Below are 22,185 nucleotides of genomic sequence, written 5' to 3' on the forward strand. Positions count from 1 at the left end.
GATGTCGAAATTTATTCTACCTATCCCACAGGAGGGATTATGAAACTGATGCGTACCACCCTGACTAGTGTCATTGCCGCTGCGTTTTCAATGACCGCTCTTTCTGCACAGGCAACGACCTCGCTGACTGGTGCTGGCGCAACGTTCCCTGCCCCAGTTTATGCTAAATGGGCAGATTCCTATCAGAAAGAAACGGGTAACAAAATTAACTATCAAGGCATTGGATCCTCTGGTGGTGTTAAGCAAATCATTGCAAATACGGTTGATTTTGGTGCTTCTGATGCGCCATTAGCAGATGATAAATTACAAGCTGACGGTTTATTCCAATTCCCTACCGTGATTGGTGGCGTTGTTATGGCAGTCAATATTCCTGGTATCAAATCAGGTGAACTGACCTTAGATGGCGAAACTATCGGTAATATCTATTTAGGCAAAATCCAAAAATGGAATGACCCTGCCATTGCTAAACTCAATCCTGGCGTAAAATTACCGGATCAAAATATCGCGGTTATTCGTCGTGCTGATGGTTCAGGAACATCTTTCGTTTTCACTAGCTACTTATCAAAAGTCAATAACGTCTGGAAAGATGAAGTCGGCGCTGGCTCTACCGTTAAATGGCCGACAGGCTTAGGTGGAAAAGGGAATGATGGTATCGCTGCATTCGTTCAACGTGTACCCGGTTCAATTGGTTATGTTGAATATGCTTACGCGAAACAAAACAATCTTGCTTACACTAAATTAGTCACCGCTGATGGCGAAGTTATCGCTCCGACAGCAGACAGTTTCAGTGCTGCTGCAAGAAAAATTGATTGGAGCAAAAGCTTTGCACAAGATCTGACTAATCAGAAAGGTGAAAATGCATGGCCGATTACATCAACCACCTTTATCTTAGTGCATCAGAAGCAGCAGAATGCAGAAAAAGGTAAAGAAGTACTGAATTTCTTCAACTGGGCTTACGACAAAGGTAATCAAGAAGCGAAAAATCTAGATTACGCCGTATTACCCACAGAAGTTGTAGAACAAATTCGTGCTGCATGGAAAACCAGTATTAAAGACAGTAATGGTAAACCGATTTACTAATAAAATTGGTAATCATTAAGAGATAAGTTAACGTTCACCCCCTGCTAAACAGGGGGTAATAAATTAAAAGAGGCTTTATGGCCGAGCATACAACGGTAATAAAGGCCCCTAGTAAACGAGGGGACGTTATTTTCAGCGCACTGGTTCGCCTAGCTGCGTTGGTTACACTTTTGCTTTTAACAGGTATCATTGTTTCACTGATTTTCGCCTCATGGCCAAGCATTCAACAATTTGGTCTTTCATTCTTATGGTCAAAAGAGTGGGATCCTCCTGCTCAGGAATTTGGTGCACTAGTACCTATTTACGGCACCATCGTTACCTCTGTCATCGCACTAATTATTGCCGTTCCTGTCAGTTTTGGTATCGCGCTTTTCTTAACGGAATTAGCCCCTAATTGGTTAAAACGTCCGTTAGGTATCGCGATTGAGTTACTCGCGGCTATTCCAAGTATTGTTTACGGCATGTGGGGACTATTTGTCTTCGCACCACTCTTTGCAACCTACTTCCAAGAGCCCGTTGGTAATGTACTTTCTTCCATTCCTATCGTTGGCGAACTGTTTTCCGGTCCTGCTTTTGGTATTGGTATTTTAGCTGCGGGCGTTATCCTCGCGATCATGATCATTCCTTATATCGCTTCTGTTATGCGTGATGTGTTTGAACAAACACCGGTCATGATGAAAGAGTCTGCTTACGGCATTGGTTGTACAACATGGGAAGTGATTTGGAATATCGTTCTACCTTATACCCGTAATGGCGTTATCGGCGGTATTATGTTGGGATTAGGTCGTGCCTTAGGTGAAACGATGGCAGTAACCTTTATCATCGGTAATACCTACCAGTTAGATTCTATCTCGCTGTTTATGCCGGGTAACAGTATCACGTCTGCATTAGCAAACGAATTTGCTGAAGCAGAAACAGGATTACACACGGCCGCATTAATGGAATTAGGGCTTATCCTGTTTGTCATCACCTTTATCGTTCTTGCGATTTCGAAGTTTATGACATTACGTTTATCAAAAAATGAAGGCGCGCGCTGATATGTCCAAAACATCCTCTTCTTCATTACAAGTTCAGACTGAAAGCGAATTACGCATACGCCATAAACGCCAACTTTGGCGTCGTCAAAAGAATCGTATCGCACTGTTCTTATCCATTTCGACTATGGCATTTGGTCTTTTCTGGTTAACGTGGATTTTATTCTCTACGTTCACCAAAGGCTTTGATGGTATGTCACTTGCGCTTTTTACTGAAATGACACCGCCACCGAATACCGATGGTGGTGGATTGGCAAATGCCATTGTCGGTAGTGGATTACTGATTTTATGGGCGACAGTGATTGGAACACCGTTAGGTATTCTTGCAGGGATTTATCTTGCTGAATATGGTCGCCGTTCATGGCTTGCTGAAACGACACGTTTTATTAACGATATTTTGCTATCAGCACCATCAATCGTTGTCGGGCTCTTTGTTTACACCATTGTTGTTGCACAGATGCAGCACTTTTCAGGATGGGCTGGAATTATCGCATTAGCGTTACTGCAAATTCCTATCGTTATTCGTACTACTGAAAATATGTTGAAGTTAGTCCCTGATAGCTTACGCGAAGCCGCTTACGCACTAGGGACACCAAAGTGGAAAATGATCTCTAAAATCACCTTAAAAGCCTCGGTATCAGGCATTATTACAGGTGTGTTATTAGCGATTGCACGTATTGCAGGTGAAACTGCGCCACTGTTATTTACTTCACTATCAAATCAATTCTGGAGCACAGACTTAAACGAACCGATAGCTAACTTACCTGTAACTATCTTTAAGTTCGCCATGAGTCCTTTTGCACAATGGCAAGAGCTTGCTTGGGCTGGCGTATTACTTATCACCCTCTGTGTTCTATTTATCAATATTATTGCGCGCGTGCTGTTTGCTAAACGCAAGCACGGTTAACGCAGAAAGTTAAGCAAGAGAGACGTTGAATGATTATGGCTAATGATAACGCAGGAAATAAAATTCAAGTTCGTGATTTGAACTTCTACTACGGTAAATTCCATGCGCTGAAAAATATCTCTTTAGATATTGCCAAAAATAAGGTGACTGCATTTATCGGCCCTTCAGGCTGCGGTAAATCGACCTTACTGCGTACTTTTAATAAAATGTATGAGCTTTATGGTGAACAACGTGCAGAAGGTGAAATCCTGCTAGATGGCAACAATATCCTAACAGATAAGCAAGATATTGCGCTATTACGTGCCAAAGTCGGAATGGTATTCCAAAAGCCAACACCTTTCCCAATGTCTATTTATGACAACATCGCCTTTGGTGTACGTTTATTCGAAAAATTGTCTCGTGCGGATATGGACGAACGCGTTCAGTGGGCGTTGACTAAAGCCGCATTATGGAACGAAACCAAAGATAAATTACATCAGAGTGGATATAGTCTATCAGGCGGTCAACAACAGCGTTTATGTATCGCGCGCGGTATCGCTATTCGTCCTGAAGTTTTATTACTTGATGAGCCTTGTTCAGCACTTGACCCAATCTCAACAGGCCGTATTGAAGAACTTATCAGCGAACTCAAATCAGAATATACCGTGGTTATCGTGACACATAACATGCAACAAGCGGCACGTTGTTCCGATTACACTGCATTTATGTATTTAGGCGAGTTAATTGAATTTAGCGATACGGATACGTTATTTACGCGTCCTGCGAAAAAACAAACTGAAGATTACATCACTGGGCGTTATGGCTGATAACGAGGCAATAAATGGATAATTTAAATCACAATAAGCATATTTCTGGTCAATTTAATGCTGAATTAGAGCATATCCGTACCGAGCTGATGGTTATGGGTGGGCTTGTTGAAGAGCAACTGAAAAAAGCCATTATGGCAATGCATAATCAAGACCAAGCATTGGCAAATGAAGTTATTCAAGGTGACCATAATGTCAATATGATGGAAGTTGCCATTGATGATGCGTGTATGCGAATTATTGCTAAACGCCAGCCAACAGCGAGTGACCTACGTTTAATTATGGCGATATCAAAAACAATCGCTGAGTTAGAACGTATTGGTGATGTCGCTGAAAAAATCTGTAAAACGGCGCTTGAAAAATTTTCACACCAACATCAGCCACTGCTCGTGAGCTTAGAATCGTTAGGTCAACATGCCATACAAATGCTTCATGATGTTCTTGATGCATTTGCACGCATGGACTTAGATGAAGCCGTACGTATCTATCGTGAAGACGCTAAAATTGATAACGAATATGAGGGTATCGTCCGTCAATTAATGACTTATATGATGGAAGATCCTCGTACCATCCCAAGCGTGCTAACCGCACTATTTTGTGCCCGTTCAATTGAACGTATTGGCGACCGTTGCCAGAACATTTGTGAATTTATTTTCTATTACGTAAAAGGTCATGATTTCCGTCACTTAGGCGGCGATCAAGTTGAAAAAATGCTCACAAAAAATGATGACAGCAACACCTCTAAATAACGTTCTCCCTCTTTTTCTATTCTTCAAAACAGCGACACTTATGTCGCTGTTTTTTTATTCTCTCATAAATGAATGCCGTTATAGCTCAACGCTTCTTCTCATCTTATTCCTTAAAAGCATATACATATCAATTTTTATTATTTTATGAACTTAGATCAACTTGATAGCGTGATATCCAACATAACGATGATAATTCTTTTCTTTGGGGTGAATAATGAAATTACGTGTTTTGGCAACCGCATTAATTGCAGGCTCTGTACTATTTTCTGGTATTGCAAAAGCCGATAAGCTCGATGATATAAAAAAAGCCGGTGTAGTACGTATCGCGATTTTCGATAGCAATCCTCCTTTTGGCTTTATTGATCCTCAAACCAAAAAACTCGCAGGTTATGATGCGGATATCGCCAATGAGATCGCCAAAGATTTAGGCGTAAAACTGGAACTACGTCCAACTAACCCAGCAAACCGTATCCCACTTTTAAGTTCTAAGAAAGTCGATTTAATCGCCGCTAACTTCACTATTACTGATGAACGAGCGAAGCAAGTTGACTTCTCTGTTCCTTACTTTGCAACTGGGCAAAAATTTATTGCACGTAAAGGCGTTTTAACTCATCCAGAACAAATTCATTCACTGCGTATTGGTGCCGATAAAGGGACTGTTCAAGAAATCACTTTACGTGAACGCTATCCCGACACCAAAGTGATCTCTTATGACGATACACCACTCGCATTCGCTGCATTACGTAACGGTAACGTACAAGCCATCACACAAGATGATGCAAAATTAGTGGGTTTATTAGCAAATCTTCCTGATGCCATTAAAGCAGATTTTGAAGTGTCATCATTTAGCATTACACGTGAATACCAAGCCGTCGCTGCGGCTAAAGGTGAAGAACGTTTAATTAATGAAATCAATAACACGCTATTAAGATTGGAAAAAGAAGGCAAAGCAGACGAGATCTACAACCGTTGGTTTGGCCCTGAAACAAAATCAGCTCAGCCTCGTGGCGATTTCAAATTTGCCCCATTATCAGAGCAAACACCACAGTCTTGATCCTTAAAGCGTAATAACTTTCTTCTTTTATTAAAAATAAAGTTATTCCTTTATTAAAACACCTACCCCGCTTCTGCGGGGTTTGGTGTCTACAATAGGTCTATATATGTTTGAGCAATTTCTTTCACATTACCTTCTTGAGCCACACTATTTAAGCTGGCTCTGGCGCGGTTTTCTCATCACCTTGCTTATCTCTTTTTGGACTATTGTCATTGCAACATTAATGAGCTTCGCCCTTAGTGCTGCAAGAGATAGCACTTTTGCCCCATTACGCTGGTTAGCTGCAACCTATACATCGTTATTTCGGAATACACCGTTATTAGTCCAACTCTTTTTTTGGTATTTCGCCTCAGGAGAAATACTGCCACAAAGCGCAATGATGTGGCTAAATACGCCTCATGAAGTTTCATTTTTAGGACTTACACTGTCTTGGCCTTCCTTTGAATTTCTGGCGGGTATTGTGGGTCTAACCTTTTATTCCACACCTTTTATCGCTGAAGAGCTAAGAGCGGGTATTCAAGGCGTTAAACAAGGGCAAAAATATGCTTCTTTGGCATTAGGTTTAACGCAATGGCAATCTATGCGTTATGTAATTTTACCTCAAGCCTTTCGTATCGCTCTACCTCCGTTACTGGGTCAATACATGAATGTGATAAAAAACTCATCACTGACTATGGCGATAGGTGTTGCGGAGCTTTCTTATGCATCAAGACAAGTCGAAACAGAATCATTACGTACCTTTGAAGCCTTTGGGGTCGCAACCATCCTTTATATTGCGGCAATCGCATTAATGGAAGCTTGGGGACAATGGCATCAGCAACGTAAATTAGCACAAGGGTATTAATATGGACTTCACTGTTATTGCTGATAACTGGCAGTACTTACTTTTTGGTGCTTATCCTGATGGGCCTTTAGAAGGTGCAGCGTTGACTCTTTTTATCAGCATCATTGCGGGTATTGTATCTATTATTTTAGGTACACTAGGTGGCATTGCACTGGCTATGCTCAGAGGTGTTTGGGTTAACCTTTTCGCTGCTTTTTTAGGTTTTTTCCGCGCTATTCCCGTCATTATGTTGATCTTTTGGGTCTATTTTTTATTGCCCGTTGTATTGGGAATGGAAATACCTGAAATCACCACCGTCATTTGTGCATTGGCTTTAATTACATCGTCTTATATTGCGCATGGCGTTAAAGCGGGCATTTTGGCAATAGGAAAAGGGCAATGGCAGGCAGGATTATCGTTAGGCTTTAATCGCTGGCAAGTACTATGGTATATCGTATTACCTCAAGCATTACGCATGATGGTGCCTTCATTTATAAATCAATGGATAGCCTTAATTAAAGATACTTCATTAGCTTATGTGGTTGGTGTCGGTGAGCTTTCATTCTTAGCGACACAGGTCAATAACCGCAGTATGGTTTATCCAATGGAAGTCTTTTTATTTGTGGCCTTCGTCTATTTTGTGCTCTGTTTCTCATTAGAAATGATTGCCAATAGCGTGGCTAAATTATTCTCAACGCAAAAAGAGAAGCGTCCTTTTTGGCAAATGGTGTTGCCGATAAAAAAGAGACCCTTTGTTGAGAAAAGTTTAGGTTAATACATTACTAGGCTAAAGCAATTTAGCCTTTTTATTATGCTTATAATCTATCCTATAAGAAAATAATTAAACACATTAACGAACTCATAAAAGAGATTAAAAGAACACCGTTTAGCGGAATAGGCAAACCTGAGCCCTTGAAACATGAATTAACCGATTTTTGGTCAATACGGAGCACTGATGAACATCAGTCTCATCTACCGTGTTACTGATCCCGCGATGGAAATTGCATTATATCAATACCATTATTAGCCTCCTTACATTTATCTAATTTAACCCTCAAAGGATCTCAACGTATTTTTAAGCTTTAGATTTATCCGCCGACGCAATCGATTACTTTTTAGGTGCAGTTCTTGTTTTATTTGTGTAGGATAAAGCGAAAAACATTTTTTTTGGGATCTTTTGTCTATGAGCATGTCATCACCAAATTCTGGTTCACAGAGTTTGCTCCAACGCCTGTTTAAGCTACAAGAACACGGTACAAACGCTCGCACTGAACTGATTGCGGGTATCACGACTTTCTTAACGATGGTTTATATTATCTTCGTTAACCCTCAAATTCTCGCCGCTGCCAATATGGATATTAAAGCCGTCTTCGTGACAACCTGCTTAATTGCGGCTTTCGGCAGTATTTTAATGGGATTAGTGGCCAATTTACCTATTGCAGTTGCCCCAGCTATGGGCCTAAATGCTTTCTTTGCCTTTGTGGTTGTGGGGGCAATGGGCTATTCATGGGAAGTCGCTATGGGAGCGATTTTCTGGGGGGCTGTGGGGTTATTTTTACTGACTCTTTTTCGTATTCGTTATTGGATAATTGCCCATATCCCATTGAGTTTACGAGTGGGTATTACTAGCGGTATCGGGCTATTTATCGCCATGATGGGGCTAAAAAACTCGGGTATTATTATTCCTAACAATGATACCATCGTCACTATTGGTAATTTTGCCTCTCATAACGTGTTATTAGGTGCCTTAGGCTTTTTTATTATCGCCATTCTTGCTGCACGTAATATTCACGCAGCAATTCTTATCTCAATTATTATCACTACTGTCATTGGTCTCCTCTTAGGGGATGTTCAATATCAAGGCATCTTTGCTATGCCACCTTCTATTACCACAGTGGTAGGTAAAGTCGATATTGTCGGCGCATTAGATATCAGCCTTTCTGGTGTTATTTTTGCCTTTATGTTGGTTAACTTATTTGACTCATCAGGCACTTTAATTGGTGTGACGGATAAAGCAGGTTTAACTGATGACAAAGGTAAATTTCCACGCATGAAACAAGCGTTATATGTCGATAGTTTAAGCTCAGTTGCAGGCTCTGCAATGGGAACATCGTCAGTCACAGCCTTTATCGAAAGTACTTCAGGGGTTTCTGTGGGTGGCCGTACAGGCTTAACAGCGGTTGTTGTGGGTGTCCTTTTTCTACTCGCTATCTTCTTATCCCCACTTGCAGGTATGGTACCAAGCTACGCAACCGCTGGTGCATTAATTTATGTTGGTGTATTAATGACATCCAGCCTGACTCGCGTGAAATGGGATGATTTAACGGAATCCGTTCCTGCCTTTATCACTGCGGTAATGATGCCATTTAGCTTCTCAATTACCGAAGGTATCGCACTAGGCTTTATTGCCTATTGCGTGATGAAAGTGGGCACATTCCGCTGGAAAGAAATTAATCTGTGTGTTGTGATTGTTTCACTGCTGTTTATTTTAAAAATATTACTGATCGATACTCATGTAATTGATTTGAATTCTTTATTCTAATATTCAATAAATTAAGATCATGATGATACAGATAAAAGAGGTGATTATGCACGTACTCCTACAAGTCGATTTCCCTTATCATGGTCCTTTCGGTGATGAAATGACACAAGCTATGGATGCATTGTCTACATCAATCAACCAAGAGCCTGGCTTTATTTGGAAAATATGGACTGAAAATAAAGAAACACAAAAGGCAGGGGGAATTTATCTGTTTGATTCAGAAGAAAACGCTCAAGCTTATTTAGATAAACACAGCGCTCGATTAAAATCTTTTGGAATTCCGGAAGTACGCGGTGATATTTTTACGGTAAATCAGGCATTAAGCTTAAAAAATCAAGCCTCTTTTTTGGCTAAATAACGAAAGGCACAAGTGTTATATGTCACTTGTGCCTTTCTATTCTCTACAATTACGCGACTTTTGTGGGCAACAACAAACCAAAAATAATCGAATCAGAAACCTCATGACCGACTATCCAACGCTGTTTTAGATACCCTTCTTGTTCAAAACCTAATTTCGCTAATAATGCAGCTGAAGCTTTATTTTCAGGGTGGATATCCGCTTCTAAACGACGAATAGAAAGATGTGTTTGAAGATACGCAATAAATGCGATCATCGCTTCTTTCATGATGCCTTTACCTTGATAAGCTGTATCAAGGCAATACCCGATTTCACCACGTCGTGAATTAGGGTAATGATTAAAGAAAACACACATGCCCATCAGTGCATTTGTTGTTTTATCTATTACCGCTAAACGCAGGTACTCTTTTCTTTCCATATGCGTGATATCTTGAATAATATCTTCCTGCGCTTCTTGCAGTGATTGCCAAGGGAGATGGCTCCAGTAGCGCGTCACTTCAGGTGAATTCATGATCTTAAACCAATCTTCACTATCCCCCATTTCAAAAGGGCTCAATCTCAACCTTTCCGTTTCAATCTGAATATCAGCGTAACGCATCTCTACTTTTCCTTATGTGTTTTTGGCGCCACAAAAGCAATACAAACGGGTTCTGCAATAGCATTTGGTTCGGAACGAAACATTATCTCTTGAGTATCAGCTATTTTTAAACTCGGCCAATGCTTTAATCCTTCATCAAAATGTGCTTTTTCACAGTAATAGCCTACTTCACTTACGAATACGACACCTTTTTCTTCTAATTGTTGAAGGGTAATATGTCGATTATAAATATTAGGAGGCTGCACATTCTCTTCTAACACCCAAGGCTGTGAAGATAATGGTCTATCTTTACCATAAAAAGTCACCCATTCATGCATATACTCGCCACCCACATACGCCAGTGGTGTGTGATAATGCTGATGCCAAGCTTGTTCAACATCTTGCACAAAAGGTTTTATGCCAATAAATTTTTGACCTGCATTACGCACATTAGCAGCTTGAACGACGGTATAACCAGAAATAACCAACATACCGAAAACACCTAAACCGTACAGTGCACCACGTAATGAACGCTTAGGCATGACACTAATTGAGCCTACAAAAAGCGCAGTCGCAATCGACATAAAGGGTTGTAACCATTCGCTGATACGCCCCCCTTCATGAAAACTAAACCAAATAAAAATAATCGCTAAGGGAAACAGAAAAATAAAATTGAGTAATTGGCTATCTTTAGATGCAGACCAACTTACACGTCCACCATAAAAACGTAAAATTCCCCACATTAAAATCACAGGGTAAAAAACGGTCAGCGCAGCCCGAGTTGTACGCAAATTAAAACGGTTTTCGATTTGTGAATCGACCCATTTAAAAGCCGCAAAATCGGTTTGCCATAACCAAATAAAATTGGGAATAACAAAAGCAAACCAAATCGCCAACGCTAAATAGAAATAGGGAGAACAATAACTTGCTCGAACTTTAGGTACAAAAAGGCTTGATAAAAACACAGAACCAATAAAAGCTAATGATGAATATTTCCCCATTGTGGCAATACCCATCGTGATCGCGAAGCCAATCCAATATTTTTGATTGTCATTAATCGCACAAAGGAAAAAATAAAACGCCCATGCCCAACAACCCACTAGAATATAGTTATCGTTATAAGGGATAATATCGAAATTGATGACGCCAGATAAATTAAGTCCCAACATGGCAAACCATGCAAGGCGAGTATTACGTGTCAATTTATAAGCTAAATTCCAAACACCTAATAATCCAATGGCAATAACAATAAAGTGGATAAAATACCAATAAAAGCTAAAATCGATACCGCCATAAATAGCGGGTGTCATTATAAAACCCACAAACCAAGGATTTTTTGGAGAACCCCACCCTCCGTTAGTGCCCCAATTGACAGCCTCAACGGCATCATAAGGTACCGTAGGGTCAAAGAGATAACTCACTAAGATCCAAAGTGTCGCATAACCAATAACCCACCAATATACTGGTTTACGTGATTGTACAGATGATAATGTCATAATAAATATAATTTACGTTAATTAATTTAGTTTGGACGTTAATTGATGTCACAACACAATAAAGTATAGTGAAACGAACCGCACATTGTACGTGAGCAAAAATTAAATTGTCTTAAATTTGCGCTTTTATTGAAAATTTGTTTCTGATAGATTGCGCAACCAAGAAGATCACTATCGAGTTACCATTATGAATATGATTAAAAGAAAGCCCGCAGCTAAAACACGTAAAAAATCACGTGAAGAGCTGAACGCGGAAGGACGTGAACGTAAACGTCAAAAGAAACACCGCGGCAATCCTGCTGGTAACCGTCAGCAGGAAGCAGAAAATAAACAACAAGCCACAAATACGGCACCGAAAGATCCACGTATTGGAAGCAAGAAACCGATCCCTCTAATTGTGGGTGATGCTCCTAAAGTGGTGAAGAAAAAACCTGCGCCCGTTAAAAAAGAGCCCGTTCGTTTAACGCCTGAACAAGAGTTAGACCTGTTAGAAAATGATGCACGTTTAGATGAATTACTGTCTCGTCTTGAAAACGGTGAAAAACTCAACGCTGAAGAGCAGGCTTATACTGAAAAAAACCTTGATCGCATTGATGAATTAATGGTTGAGCTAGGTATTGAGTTTGAAGATGATGACGATGAAGAAAAAACAGAAGACATCATGCAATTACTGAAAGGTAAATAATCCAGAGGCGGATCATTTGTCTTGATCGGCTTACATTTAGAGGATATCAATAACTTATTGATATCCTCTATTTTTATAACAATCTCTCTCTATTGTGCCTTCATTAAAAATAATGATTAACAATAGATGAAATCACCTTCTCAAGCTCAGATAACTCCATCTATTCCTCTCTTGTTATCCCTGATATCCTGTTTTTCTATCTTTAATATAAATATACGAGTGATAAGAAATATGGATAACAGACAGCAGTACCTAGATATCGCAGCTGGGCAAGGAGAAAAAGTGCCCTCTCGTATAGTGGCTTTTCCTGCACAGCCACTAAACTATGCACTTATTGAGCAACGCCTAGAAGAGCAGACGGATTATACGGATGGTGAAATCAATTATCTGAGTGAAAATATTGATGATGGTTTTTTCTATCGTTGCCAACATGGCGATAATGAATTGCATTTTTTTGTCTGTCTTTATCCTCGAGATGAAGATTATGAAATACGCCCAATGTATTCGACAGATGAACTGACCCCGCAATTGTTAGCGCACGCAAATGCCACTACTCAAGATTTATTATTAGAAACACGCTTTACGGAGGCATTGCATCCCTTAGCAAGTTACCGCCATCAACTGAATTTTCTCAATATCATCGCTCCTGAAATGGTTTTGGCATTAGATGAATCAGCGGCAGGTAAAGCCTTGACACCAGAATGGATCCGCTTTCAATTAGAAACCCCCGATCTCTATCCTGAAGTTGAAAGCTTATATGTTATTCATGCTGTCTATGACACAGAAAATGATCCACCAACCATGTTCTGGTTCCATACGCATGGATTAGCGCGTTGTGGCTTAACAGAAGTCGATTTAGTTATTCCAAGTATGCTTGAATCTTACTATGGTATTCCTGATCTCTTCCGTTGCTTTGTTAACAACAGTATTAATCATCGTCAAATCGAATTTGGTGAACCGATGCTGTGTGGCCAAACATCGTCAGGTTTAGAATATCTTGTCGCATTACCCTTTGAAGAAGGCATTCGCCATATTAATCAATCAACACCTCTCGACAATCTGAGACCTTTAGAAGAGATGCGTTATGACACTGAAGGCGCGCCAAATGGCGTTTTCTTGGGTGATTTAGCCGATCGAGATGAATATCATCAACATCCTTCTTCTATGCTATTTAGAACCAATGAAGAAAACCCTGTTTTAGAAACCTTCTTTAAAGGTTATGAAGAGCAGCAAGCGATGATGCTACTGCGTAGCAATGAAGAAACCTATGAAATGTCCGAAAAAGCCAAGCGACGCTGGAAATACTTCGTTTCTATGTTTGATAACTACAATCAACCACCTGTTGAGAAAAAAAGTGGGTTTCTCTCCAAATTATTAGGAAAAGACAAACCCGAAGAGACCGAAAATCCTTGGCAATTTATGATCAAATTCGGCATTCCTTATGGCGAAGAAGAGGAAGAAAAAGAGCTCGAGCATATGTGGTTTGTACCACAGTCTCGCGATGGGGACACGGTTTATGCAAAATTACTCAATGTGCCATTTTATGTTAAAGATATGCAAGAAGGTGAAATCTATCCTATCAACACCGCATTAATAACAGATTGGGTCATTTCATACGAAGATGATAGTTATACCCCTAACAATATTTATCAACTTTTTAGCCACCAGCAAACTCACTAATTAGCGGATATTTCACAATAACAACGCGAGCTTTTCCCTGAAGCTCGCGCTTTTCATCTTCTTAAAATCTACTTTTATACCGTTGCCCGTTAATATCATTAATTAATTGTTATTTTGTTGCTACATTGACATGTCAGTTCTTCACATTCTGTTTTTGTCTAGTAACAGATAGGGCAAACCGTCTATTTTCATCTCAATATCTTTTCTCTGGTTGATTTAAATCAAGTGCAGATAAGCCGAGACTAGGCTAAATTATACCCAATAAGGATAATTATAATTCTCATTAGCATTAAAAATATTTATTATAATTAACCTGACTACTATTATGTGAATTCTCATACTCGTTAATACTTATCAATATCACTATTTTTTGTATCAATATTCGTGGAAGGACAATTATGTCTCTGATCCCTAATCACAGTTATAAAATCTTGAGCTACTCACCTCAGATTAGCCCTGCATACAGACAGAAACTATTATCTTTAGGTATGCTACCTGGCGCTGTGTTTAACGTTATTCGTATCGCGCCACTGGGTGATCCTATTCAAATAGAGACGCACCGAGTATCCTTAATTTTGAGGAAAAAAGATCTCGCTCTCATTAATCTTAGCGAAGTCGTTCATCACGAAAAATAATTGTTATTTCTCATTCAACCAGGCAAGACAACTATTGGCATCACTATTATGACTCCTCTCACTATAGGCCTTATCGGTAATCCCAATGCCGGTAAAACAACACTCTTTAATCAGTTAACAGGCTCTCGTCAACGTGTTGGTAACTGGGCAGGTGTAACGGTCGAACGCAAAGTTGGTCGCTTCACAACAGCAAATCATAAAATTGAGCTCGTCGATTTACCCGGAACTTACTCTTTAACGACAATATCAGAACAGACATCACTTGATGAGCAAATTGCCTGTCATTTCATTTTAAGTAATGAAGCAGACATGCTGATTAACGTAGTTGATGCATCCAACCTTGAGCGTAACCTCTATTTGACATTGCAACTGCTTGAGCTCGGTATTCCATGTATCGTGGCGTTAAACATGCTCGATATTGCAGAACACCAAGATATGCAAATTGATATCAAGGCACTTTCAGAGCAACTGGGTTGCCCTGTTATTCCAATGATTTCAACCAAAGCATCTGGCATTGATAAGCTCAAAGAAGCCATTGATACCTTCCCTGCTGAAAAGAAAAAACCTCAAGAATTACTGACTTCTTATCCACTATGGTTATTAAATGAAGTTGAGGCACTTGCTGAAAAAATTAATCATGATGAATTTAATTTACAACAACGTCGTTGGATGGCATTACAGTGCTTAGAGGGTGATATCTATACTCACCAACGAGCTCAAATCACGAATGAAGATATCAAAATCATCCGCCAACGCATTCAAGATGAACAGAATAATGAACCCGAGCTCGTCATCGCTGATGCTCGTTATCAAAATATTGAGCGCATCTGCCATACCGTCATTAATATGGAAGCCATTAAACCTAATATCCTGACGCAAAATATCGATAAAGTGATATTAAACCGTTGGTTAGGTGTTCCTATCTTCCTGTTTGTGATGTATTTAATGTTTGTCCTCGCCATTAATATCGGTGGTGCTTTACAACCTGCTTTTGAAGGTGGCTCCGAAGCTATCTTTATTCATGGCATTCAATGGGTTGGTGCAACTTTTAACTTCCCTGAATGGTTAACAATTTTCCTTGCTCAAGGTGTCGGTGGCGGTATCAATACTGTTCTGCCATTGGTACCACAAATCGGGATGATGTACCTCTTTTTATCTATTCTGGAAGATTCAGGTTATATGGCTCGCGCCGCATTCGTTATGGATAGATTGATGCAAGCTCTGGGTTTACCAGGTAAATCATTCGTACCACTGATTGTCGGTTTTGGTTGTAATGTACCGTCCATTATGGGTGCCCGTACTCTTGATGCACCAAGAGAGCGGTTAATTACCATATTAATGGCACCCTTTATGTCTTGTGGTGCACGTTTAGCCATCTTCGCGGTATTTGCGGCTGCTTTCTTTGGTAAAAACGGCGCGAGTGTTGTTTTCTCTCTTTACCTTCTGGGTATTGTCGTTGCTATCCTCACAGGCTTACTGCTAAAACACACCATTATGCGCGGTGAAGCGTCACCTTTCGTGATGGAGCTACCTGTTTATCACGTTCCTCACCTAAAAACGTTACTCATGCAAACATGGCAACGTCTAAAAGGTTTCGTGATACGAGCAGGTAAAGTCATCATTATTGCCAGTATGTTTATTGGTGCACTAAATAGCTTCACCTTCTCTGGTAAACCCGCAGATAACATCAATGATTCTGCATTAGCTTCTGTCAGTAAAGTGATCACGCCATTACTGCAACCTATTGGTGTTCACAATGATAACTGGCAAGCAACAGTGGGTTTAGTCACTGGTGCAATGGCAAAAGAAGTGGTTGTCGGAACATTAAATACCCTCTATACCGCAGAAAGTATTGTTAATGAGCCATTTGATCCTGAAGAATTTGATTTGTGGGGAGAAATTGGTGATGCATTTGGTGAAACATGGGATAGCTTAAAAGAGACTTTCACATTAGCCGCACTTTCTAATCCAATTGAAGCCAGTAAAGGTGATGGTGAAATGGATACGGGTACAATGGGAACGATGGGGGCAAAATTTGGCTCAGGTATTGCGGCTTATAGCTACTTAATCTTTGTCTTACTGTATGTACCTTGTGTTTCAGTGATGGGAGCTATTGCTCGTGAAACCAGTCGTGGCTGGATGACCTTCTCGATCCTTTGGGGATTAAATATTGCTTACTCACTGGCAGCCCTGTTCTATCAAGTGGCAACCTTTAGCGAGCACCCACAAAGCAGCACTATCACGATTGTTGCCGTAATTATCTTTAACTTAATTCTGTTTATCGCCTTGCGTAATGCACGTAATCGCCTAACAATTAACTTAAGCAATAAACCTTCATTGGCAAAACAGTGTTGTTCAAAAGGTAGCTGTCACTAAGTGACAAAGGAAATGAAAGATGGCCAGTCTGATAGAAGTACGTGATTGTATCGCCCTTAATGGTCGAGCCGATGCCCGTCTTATCAGCCATCAACTCAATATGCCTGAACCTTTGGTACAAGCAATGTTAGAGCGGCTCACATTGATGGGTAAGCTTCAAGAGGTCGAAGTGGAAGATTGTCTCTCAGGCAGTTGTAAACATTGTCCAGAAGCCACGGCATGCCAAACAAAGCTTTATCAATTACGCTAACGAGTTGTTAACTCTGTTCAAAGACAAAATCCTTTATGAGAATAAAGGATTTTTTTTATCTCATTACTCATCTACCTTTTTATCTTCTTTTTATTGGTTTACTTTTCGAATTATCTCACCATAATAAAATAGACATAAAGACGTCTATATGTCTAAATTGAAATTATATATAAGGATAATAGATTATGCCAATAACTGAATTTTCGTCGATTATTACCAGTGGCAAGCAAGGTGGATTACAGATGCAATGTGCATCGCGGCAATTTCAAATTTTACTTGATGAACCCTTGTCATTAGGTGGAAAAGACAGTGCAATGAATCCGGTTGAAGCATTACTGGGTACATTGGGTGCTTGTAAAGGTATTGTCGCTAAAAGCTTTGCAAATATGCACAAAATTAACCTTAACGATCTTCGCATTGAGGTTAACGGTGAATTAGATATTGATGGTTTTACAGGAAAAAACAAAAACGCAAAAATCGGTTTTAGTAAAATTACGACAAAATTCTTTATTGATGCAGATAACAATGACGAAGAAATTGCTGCATTTATCGCTTTTATTGAACGTACTTGTCCTATTGCTGACACAATTAAAAATGCACCTATCTTGGAAACATCCTATCACCATAGTGTTAAAAATATAGAAGCATAAATTATCCAGAACTGCCTTTAAGTATGGGCAGTTCTGAGTGTGAGTTATGATGTCATGTTACAGGCATTAATTAACGCCTGAGCAAATTCATCAGGATGGGAAATAAACGGCGCATGGGCTGCATTACGGAAAATAACCGAAGGTGAATGTGGATAAATATCATCTAATAATCCAGCTACTTTCCGAGGCACTAAGCCATCTAAATAGCCATAAAAACGAATAAAAGGGCGTTGTAGATCTTTTAGCGCTTCTCGTAAATCCTCAGTACGTAGAATTTCTAATCCCCCATTCAGCACTTCAACAGAAGGGAGCGGCTGCTCTAATACCACTGATTTTAATGCCTTCATATCTTCGCGAGCACTCTGAGTACCCAATGTTTGCAGTGCCAAAAAACGTTCAACGGTACGATGGAAATGCTCATTTAACTGTTGTTCAAATCCTTTTAAAACCTCAGGTTTGATGCCCGGCCAATCGTCATGAGCACCAAAGCAAGGTGAAGACGCTACCGTAATCAATGCTTGCACATTATTGGGATTATCCAAAGCAACGCGACTCGCCACTAATCCGCCTAAAGACCATCCTAACCAAATAGCATGCTCAGGGGCTTTGGCAAAAACAATGTCAGCCATCTCTTTTAATGTGAGAACAGGATAACCTTGGCTACGACCGTAGCCCGGTAAATCAACAAGATGCAGTGTAAAATGCGAGTTTAGTCGCGGTATTAATGATTGCCAGACCTCTGCATTCAATCCCCATCCATGTAATAGCACAAGATGCGTATTTCCTTCACCTATTGTCTGCCAATACAATTTATTCATTGTTATGCTCTCTTCTCTTAATTCAGGGATTTTCATTATGTGGATAACAATAGCAGGATATTGTTGGTTATGTCGCCAACCCTTACATTATGATACTAAAGGTATTTGTTCGAGTTGTATTCGCTATTTACCTAAACAGCATAACCGTTGCCCATGCTGTTTATATCCCTCATCTCACCCCATGATGTTATGTGGACACTGCTTACAATCACCTCCACCATGGAAACAGATGTTGACAGTTACTGACTATCAACCTCCATTAAATAAATTATTACACCTTTATAAATATCAACCTTGCCCTCAAATAGCGTTATGTCTTGCACGACTTTTTCTTTTGCGGTGGCTCTCACATCGGCGAGAAAATTTGGTGCAGAAACCCGATAGAATTATTAGCGTTCCTTTACATCGTCATCGCCGTTGGTCTAGAGGCTTTGAGCAAGTAGAAGCTATCGCTAAGCCTTTGGCAAGGTGGCTAAATTGTGCTTATCAACCGGATACCCTGATAAGAACTCGTGCTACACTGGTGCAAACGCATCTTAATGCCAAGCAAAGGCAACAAAATTTAAAGCATGCATTTGTATTAAATAACACGGTGTCGGTATCAGGGAAAAATCTGGCACTAATTGATGATGTTATCACTACTGGTGCGACATTAAAGAGCATTGTACCCTTGTTATTTCGTGCGGGAGCACGCTCTGTTGAGGTATGGGCGATTTGTCGAACCTTGTAGTTAACCGCCAATTGGGCGTATGATAACCAACCAGAACAGTCAACTATTGAGCAAGACAATATGATTACTATTACTGATGCCGCACAGGCGCATTTTGCCAAACTACTGGCTAATCAAGAACCCAACACCCAAATTCGTGTATTCGTTATCAACCCGGGCACACCTAATGCTGAATGTGGCGTTTCATACTGCCCGCCCGATGCCGTAGAGCCAAACGATACTGAAATTAAGTTCGAAAAACTTTCTGCGTATGTTGATGATATCAGCGCGCCTTTCTTAGAAGATGCAGAAATTGACTTTGTCACTGACCAACTGGGTTCACAATTAACGCTGAAAGCACCTAACGCCAAAATGCGTAAAGTCGATGCTGATGCACCGTTAATTGAACGTGTAGAATACGTACTACAATCACAAATTAACCCACAATTAGCAGGCCATGGTGGTCGCGTTAGCCTAATGGAAATCACTGAGGATGGTTATGCTATCTTACAATTCGGTGGTGGTTGTAACGGTTGTTCAATGATTGATGTCACATTAAAAGATGGTATTGAAAAAGAACTGTTAAACCTGTTCCCTGATGAGTTAAAAGGTGTGAAAGATTTAACTGAACACCAACGTGGCGAACATTCCTACTACTGATCTCTCAGTATCACATCCCCTATGATACTCACCTGCACTGATATCATGGGGGATTTGTTTATTAAAATAATCATTTACAAAGTATAACGTCATCTTTACCTATTTGACGTTATGATAAATGTATCGTTCTCTCGCTCAGAACAAATAAATTAACAATATAATAAATAAGACAATTATGGATAAGTTTCAATTTCTTAGTATTGAACAAGCCTATCAATTCTGGACATCTCAATCAGCGATATTGGTTGATGTTAGAGATCCTCAGAGTTACCGCATTGGTCATGCTACCGGCGCATTTCATCTCACCAATGATACGCTAAACCAATTTTTACAAGATGCTGACTTTGACGTGCCCGTTATGGTGATGTGTTATCACGGTCATAGTAGCCAAGGTGCAGCTCAATATCTGGTCAATATGGGCTTTGAAACCGTTTATAGTATTAACGGTGGTTTTGAAGCATGGCTAAGAGAGTTTCCACAAGCGATAACTTCTCTGCAATAACTACAGATGAGTTTTGTTAATGATCCACATTATTACGCTTTCTAACCCTCAAGCAGCTGATTTATTTGTCAATTACATGGCAACGAAAGGTGTGCGAATTCACGCAAAAAATGAAAATCAGCAGATCTCACTTTGGTTAGAAGACCAACATCAATTGGAAATGGTTGAAAAAGAACTAAATGTTTTTTTACGTGAGCCTTTTCACCCACGTTACCAAGCCGCAAGTTGGCAAACCGGTGATCCGAAAAATACAAGTATCAAATATCGCCCCGCCTTTTCGATAAAAAATATGGTGCAACGATCAGGCCCATTAACGGTACTCTTGGTTATTTTATGTATCGTTATCTTTATCCTACAACAAGTATTAGGTGACCAAGATGTCCTAACCTACCTTGCATGGCCTTATGATGAAAGCCTAAACTTTGAAGTATGGCGCTATATTACACCGGCATTTCTCCACTTTTCCTTAACGCATATCGCCTTTAACTTGGCGATATGGTGGTATCTTGCGGGTCAAGTAGAACAACGGATTGGCTCTGGTAAACTGTTTGTTGTCTTACTTATCTCTGCACTGGTCAGCAATTGGGCGCAGGCACTTGTTATCAGTTCTAGCTTTGAAACCTTTGGTGGCCTTTCTGGCGTCACCTTTGCGTTAATTGGCTATACAGGCTTAACCAGTTTACGTAATCCAGAAAAAGGCATTTACGTACCGTCAGGCTTACTGGTGATGTCTGTTTTGTGGATTATTATGGGTTATATGGGCGTTTTAGATAGCCTAGTAGGAGGTTCGATTGCGAACACTGCACATTTTGCAGGCTTCCTTATCGGCTTATTGATGGCTTTGTGGGATAATCGACATCAATTATCTCGTAGATCATAATAAAATGAACATAATATTTTTAACATTAGGGGATACCTGTGAAGCAAACGCAACGACATGATGCCATCATTGAACTGGTACGCCTGCAAGGCTATGTCAGCACAGAAGAGTTGGTGGAGCATTTTGAAGTCAGCCCACAGACAATCCGACGTGATTTAAACGAATTAGCGGAAAAGAACAAAATCCAACGTCACCATGGTGGCGCGGCATTACCTTCAAGCTCAGTGAATACGGCTTATCATGATCGTAAAATCATGTGGTCGGATGAAAAGTCACGTATCGCACAACGTGTTGCCAGCCTTATCCCTGATGGTGCAACACTGTTTATTGATATCGGTACAACACCTGAAGCGGTTGCACATGCATTAATTAACCACAAAAACCTACGTATCGTGACGAATAACCTCAATGTGGCAACGCTACTGATGGGTAAAGAAGACTTTCGCTTAATTCTTGCTGGTGGTGAAGTGCGTACACGAGATGGCGGTATTGTCGGTGAAGCCACACTTGATTTTATCTCTCAATTCCGTCTCGATTACGGTATTTTAGGGATAAGCGGCATTGATATGGATGGTTCTCTACTTGAGTTCGATTACCATGAAGTTCGAACTAAACGCGCAATTATCGAAAACTCACGCTGTGTCATGTTGGTGACGGATCATTCTAAGTTTGGTCGTAATGCGATGGTGAATTTAGGGAATATGAATCTGATCGATTACTTATTTACCGATCAAGAACCGCCTGCGGGGATCCAAAAAATTGTTGAGCAGCACAACGTTCAACTCGAATTATGTTAATGAAATAAATACCTCGAAAAGTACCTGATCAGGTACTTTTTTTTACTAATTTCTCACAATCCTCTGAGTAACTCATTCTATTTACTCTTATTTTTGACTTACCTTCACTCTTTTTTA

24 protein-coding genes and 1 pseudogene are annotated in these 22,185 nt (G+C 40.1%); 22 read left to right on the forward strand and 3 right to left on the reverse strand.

All coding sequences use genetic code 11. The features are described 5' to 3' along the window. Window positions 1-39 precede the first annotated feature (39 nt). The 11 genes and pseudogenes from pstS (at window position 40) to SB028_RS18455 (ending at window position 9,353) form a co-directional block, all read left to right on the forward strand. The gene (pstS, locus tag SB028_RS18405) at window positions 40-1,080 is read left to right on the forward strand and encodes a phosphate ABC transporter substrate-binding protein PstS (RefSeq protein WP_069369540.1); all 1,041 of its coding nucleotides are present in this window, start codon (window positions 40-42) and stop codon (window positions 1,078-1,080) included. 77 nt (window positions 1,081-1,157) lie between these two features. Then, window positions 1,158-2,117 carry a phosphate ABC transporter permease PstC gene (gene pstC / locus SB028_RS18410; RefSeq protein WP_069369539.1) on the forward strand — a complete coding sequence of 320 codons (960 nt, stop codon included), beginning with the start codon at window positions 1,158-1,160 and terminating at the stop codon, window positions 2,115-2,117. A gap of 1 nt (window position 2,118) precedes the next feature. Continuing rightward, window positions 2,119-3,021 (forward strand): phosphate ABC transporter permease PstA, encoded by a 903-nt coding sequence (pstA, locus tag SB028_RS18415; protein WP_036914354.1) that lies wholly within the window; start codon window positions 2,119-2,121, stop codon window positions 3,019-3,021. A gap of 29 nt (window positions 3,022-3,050) precedes the next feature. After that, window positions 3,051-3,827, forward strand: a complete 777-nt coding sequence (gene pstB, locus SB028_RS18420) for a phosphate ABC transporter ATP-binding protein PstB (RefSeq protein ID WP_006534565.1) — start codon at window positions 3,051-3,053, stop codon at window positions 3,825-3,827. A gap of 14 nt (window positions 3,828-3,841) precedes the next feature. Then, a complete protein-coding gene (gene phoU, locus SB028_RS18425) occupies window positions 3,842-4,576 on the forward strand; it encodes a phosphate signaling complex protein PhoU (RefSeq protein WP_069369538.1) in 735 nt (244 codons plus the stop codon). Between the two features lie 214 nt (window positions 4,577-4,790). Next, window positions 4,791-5,630 carry an ABC transporter substrate-binding protein gene (locus tag SB028_RS18430; RefSeq protein WP_069369537.1) on the forward strand — a complete coding sequence of 280 codons (840 nt, stop codon included), beginning with the start codon at window positions 4,791-4,793 and terminating at the stop codon, window positions 5,628-5,630. A 106-nt stretch (window positions 5,631-5,736) separates the two neighbouring features. Continuing rightward, on the forward strand, window positions 5,737-6,474 hold the full coding sequence (locus SB028_RS18435) for an amino acid ABC transporter permease (protein WP_069369536.1): 738 nt from the start codon (window positions 5,737-5,739) through the stop codon (window positions 6,472-6,474). Between the two features lies 1 nt (window position 6,475). Further along, window positions 6,476-7,228, forward strand: coding sequence for an amino acid ABC transporter permease (locus tag SB028_RS18440; RefSeq protein WP_069369535.1), 753 nt, complete (start codon window positions 6,476-6,478; stop codon window positions 7,226-7,228). Window positions 7,229-7,284: 56 nt separating this feature from the next. Further along, window positions 7,285-7,480 (forward strand): annotated as a pseudogene (locus SB028_RS18445) (Txe/YoeB family addiction module toxin); the annotation flags it as partial. 162 nt (window positions 7,481-7,642) lie between these two features. Further along, complete coding sequence (locus SB028_RS18450) at window positions 7,643-8,995, forward strand: NCS2 family permease (RefSeq protein WP_248619829.1); 1,353 nt, start codon at window positions 7,643-7,645, stop codon at window positions 8,993-8,995. A gap of 46 nt (window positions 8,996-9,041) precedes the next feature. Beyond that, window positions 9,042-9,353, forward strand: coding sequence for a monooxygenase (locus tag SB028_RS18455; protein ID WP_069369533.1), 312 nt, complete (start codon window positions 9,042-9,044; stop codon window positions 9,351-9,353). Window positions 9,354-9,402: 49 nt separating this feature from the next. On the opposite strand, the gene SB028_RS18460 is transcribed toward SB028_RS18455, so the two are convergent. Beyond that, entirely contained in the window at window positions 9,403-9,951 is a 549-nt protein-coding gene (locus SB028_RS18460) for a GNAT family N-acetyltransferase (RefSeq protein WP_069369532.1), read from the reverse strand. Window positions 9,952-9,953: 2 nt separating this feature from the next. Next, on the reverse strand, window positions 9,954-11,426 hold the full coding sequence (locus SB028_RS18465; RefSeq protein WP_069369531.1) for a glycosyltransferase family 39 protein: 1,473 nt from the start codon (window positions 11,424-11,426) through the stop codon (window positions 9,954-9,956). Window positions 11,427-11,613: 187 nt separating this feature from the next. Here SB028_RS18465 and yihI point away from each other — a divergent pair, with 187 nt between their 5' ends. The 6 genes from yihI (at window position 11,614) to SB028_RS18495 (ending at window position 17,702) form a co-directional block, all read left to right on the forward strand. Continuing rightward, the gene (yihI, locus tag SB028_RS18470) at window positions 11,614-12,111 is read left to right on the forward strand and encodes a Der GTPase-activating protein YihI (protein ID WP_069369530.1); all 498 of its coding nucleotides are present in this window, start codon (window positions 11,614-11,616) and stop codon (window positions 12,109-12,111) included. 231 nt (window positions 12,112-12,342) lie between these two features. Continuing rightward, complete coding sequence (locus SB028_RS18475) at window positions 12,343-13,791, forward strand: DUF4026 domain-containing protein (RefSeq protein ID WP_069369529.1); 1,449 nt, start codon at window positions 12,343-12,345, stop codon at window positions 13,789-13,791. Between the two features lie 398 nt (window positions 13,792-14,189). After that, entirely contained in the window at window positions 14,190-14,426 is a 237-nt protein-coding gene (gene feoA, locus SB028_RS18480) for a ferrous iron transporter A (protein ID WP_069369528.1), read from the forward strand. A gap of 48 nt (window positions 14,427-14,474) precedes the next feature. Continuing rightward, on the forward strand, window positions 14,475-16,802 hold the full coding sequence (gene feoB / locus SB028_RS18485) for a Fe(2+) transporter permease subunit FeoB (protein WP_069369625.1): 2,328 nt from the start codon (window positions 14,475-14,477) through the stop codon (window positions 16,800-16,802). A 19-nt stretch (window positions 16,803-16,821) separates the two neighbouring features. Further along, window positions 16,822-17,052, forward strand: coding sequence for a FeoC-like transcriptional regulator (locus SB028_RS18490; protein ID WP_069369527.1), 231 nt, complete (start codon window positions 16,822-16,824; stop codon window positions 17,050-17,052). Window positions 17,053-17,237: 185 nt separating this feature from the next. Beyond that, on the forward strand, window positions 17,238-17,702 hold the full coding sequence (locus SB028_RS18495; protein ID WP_069369526.1) for an OsmC family protein: 465 nt from the start codon (window positions 17,238-17,240) through the stop codon (window positions 17,700-17,702). Between the two features lie 44 nt (window positions 17,703-17,746). Here the strand turns inward: SB028_RS18495 and bioH are convergent, their stop codons facing one another. After that, entirely contained in the window at window positions 17,747-18,520 is a 774-nt protein-coding gene (gene bioH, locus SB028_RS18500) for a pimeloyl-ACP methyl ester esterase BioH (protein WP_069369525.1), read from the reverse strand. A gap of 37 nt (window positions 18,521-18,557) precedes the next feature. Between bioH and gntX the strand changes: the two genes are divergently transcribed. The 5 genes from gntX to SB028_RS18525 all read left to right on the forward strand — a co-directional run bounded on the left by gntX (window position 18,558) and on the right by SB028_RS18525 (window position 22,068). Continuing rightward, window positions 18,558-19,250 (forward strand): DNA utilization protein GntX, encoded by a 693-nt coding sequence (gene gntX / locus SB028_RS18505; RefSeq protein ID WP_069369524.1) that lies wholly within the window; start codon window positions 18,558-18,560, stop codon window positions 19,248-19,250. 60 nt (window positions 19,251-19,310) lie between these two features. Then, window positions 19,311-19,889 (forward strand): Fe-S biogenesis protein NfuA, encoded by a 579-nt coding sequence (gene nfuA, locus SB028_RS18510; protein WP_069369523.1) that lies wholly within the window; start codon window positions 19,311-19,313, stop codon window positions 19,887-19,889. Window positions 19,890-20,064: 175 nt separating this feature from the next. Further along, window positions 20,065-20,391, forward strand: a complete 327-nt coding sequence (glpE, locus tag SB028_RS18515) for a thiosulfate sulfurtransferase GlpE (protein ID WP_069369522.1) — start codon at window positions 20,065-20,067, stop codon at window positions 20,389-20,391. Window positions 20,392-20,410: 19 nt separating this feature from the next. Next, window positions 20,411-21,271, forward strand: a complete 861-nt coding sequence (gene glpG / locus SB028_RS18520; RefSeq protein ID WP_069369521.1) for a rhomboid family intramembrane serine protease GlpG — start codon at window positions 20,411-20,413, stop codon at window positions 21,269-21,271. 38 nt (window positions 21,272-21,309) lie between these two features. Further along, entirely contained in the window at window positions 21,310-22,068 is a 759-nt protein-coding gene (locus SB028_RS18525; protein WP_006534541.1) for a DeoR/GlpR family transcriptional regulator, read from the forward strand. Window positions 22,069-22,185: the final 117 nt, after the last annotated feature.

The organism is Proteus vulgaris (assembly GCF_033708015.1).
Classification (GTDB): domain Bacteria; phylum Pseudomonadota; class Gammaproteobacteria; order Enterobacterales; family Enterobacteriaceae; genus Proteus.

Bases quoted from the DNA above. Each gene is read 5' to 3' on its own strand.
- pstS (WP_069369540.1), top strand. From the start codon at position 40: ATGAAACTGATGCGTACCACCCTGACTAGTGTCATTGCCGCTGCGTTT.
- pstC (WP_069369539.1), top strand. From the start codon at position 1,158: ATGGCCGAGCATACAACGGTAATAAAGGCCCCTAGTAAACGAGGGGAC.
- pstA (WP_036914354.1), top strand. From the start codon at position 2,119: ATGTCCAAAACATCCTCTTCTTCATTACAAGTTCAGACTGAAAGCGAA.
- pstB (WP_006534565.1), top strand. From the start codon at position 3,051: ATGATTATGGCTAATGATAACGCAGGAAATAAAATTCAAGTTCGTGAT.
- phoU (WP_069369538.1), top strand. From the start codon at position 3,842: ATGGATAATTTAAATCACAATAAGCATATTTCTGGTCAATTTAATGCT.
- SB028_RS18430 (WP_069369537.1), top strand. From the start codon at position 4,791: ATGAAATTACGTGTTTTGGCAACCGCATTAATTGCAGGCTCTGTACTA.
- SB028_RS18435 (WP_069369536.1), top strand. From the start codon at position 5,737: ATGTTTGAGCAATTTCTTTCACATTACCTTCTTGAGCCACACTATTTA.
- SB028_RS18440 (WP_069369535.1), top strand. From the start codon at position 6,476: ATGGACTTCACTGTTATTGCTGATAACTGGCAGTACTTACTTTTTGGT.
- SB028_RS18450 (WP_248619829.1), top strand. From the start codon at position 7,643: ATGTCATCACCAAATTCTGGTTCACAGAGTTTGCTCCAACGCCTGTTT.
- SB028_RS18455 (WP_069369533.1), top strand. From the start codon at position 9,042: ATGCACGTACTCCTACAAGTCGATTTCCCTTATCATGGTCCTTTCGGT.
- SB028_RS18460 (WP_069369532.1), bottom strand. From the start codon at position 9,951: ATGCGTTACGCTGATATTCAGATTGAAACGGAAAGGTTGAGATTGAGC.
- SB028_RS18465 (WP_069369531.1), bottom strand. From the start codon at position 11,426: ATGACATTATCATCTGTACAATCACGTAAACCAGTATATTGGTGGGTT.
- yihI (WP_069369530.1), top strand. From the start codon at position 11,614: ATGAATATGATTAAAAGAAAGCCCGCAGCTAAAACACGTAAAAAATCA.
- SB028_RS18475 (WP_069369529.1), top strand. From the start codon at position 12,343: ATGGATAACAGACAGCAGTACCTAGATATCGCAGCTGGGCAAGGAGAA.
- feoA (WP_069369528.1), top strand. From the start codon at position 14,190: ATGTCTCTGATCCCTAATCACAGTTATAAAATCTTGAGCTACTCACCT.
- feoB (WP_069369625.1), top strand. From the start codon at position 14,475: ATGACTCCTCTCACTATAGGCCTTATCGGTAATCCCAATGCCGGTAAA.
- SB028_RS18490 (WP_069369527.1), top strand. From the start codon at position 16,822: ATGGCCAGTCTGATAGAAGTACGTGATTGTATCGCCCTTAATGGTCGA.
- SB028_RS18495 (WP_069369526.1), top strand. From the start codon at position 17,238: ATGCCAATAACTGAATTTTCGTCGATTATTACCAGTGGCAAGCAAGGT.
- bioH (WP_069369525.1), bottom strand. From the start codon at position 18,520: ATGAATAAATTGTATTGGCAGACAATAGGTGAAGGAAATACGCATCTT.
- gntX (WP_069369524.1), top strand. From the start codon at position 18,558: ATGTGGATAACAATAGCAGGATATTGTTGGTTATGTCGCCAACCCTTA.
- nfuA (WP_069369523.1), top strand. From the start codon at position 19,311: ATGATTACTATTACTGATGCCGCACAGGCGCATTTTGCCAAACTACTG.
- glpE (WP_069369522.1), top strand. From the start codon at position 20,065: ATGGATAAGTTTCAATTTCTTAGTATTGAACAAGCCTATCAATTCTGG.
- glpG (WP_069369521.1), top strand. From the start codon at position 20,411: ATGATCCACATTATTACGCTTTCTAACCCTCAAGCAGCTGATTTATTT.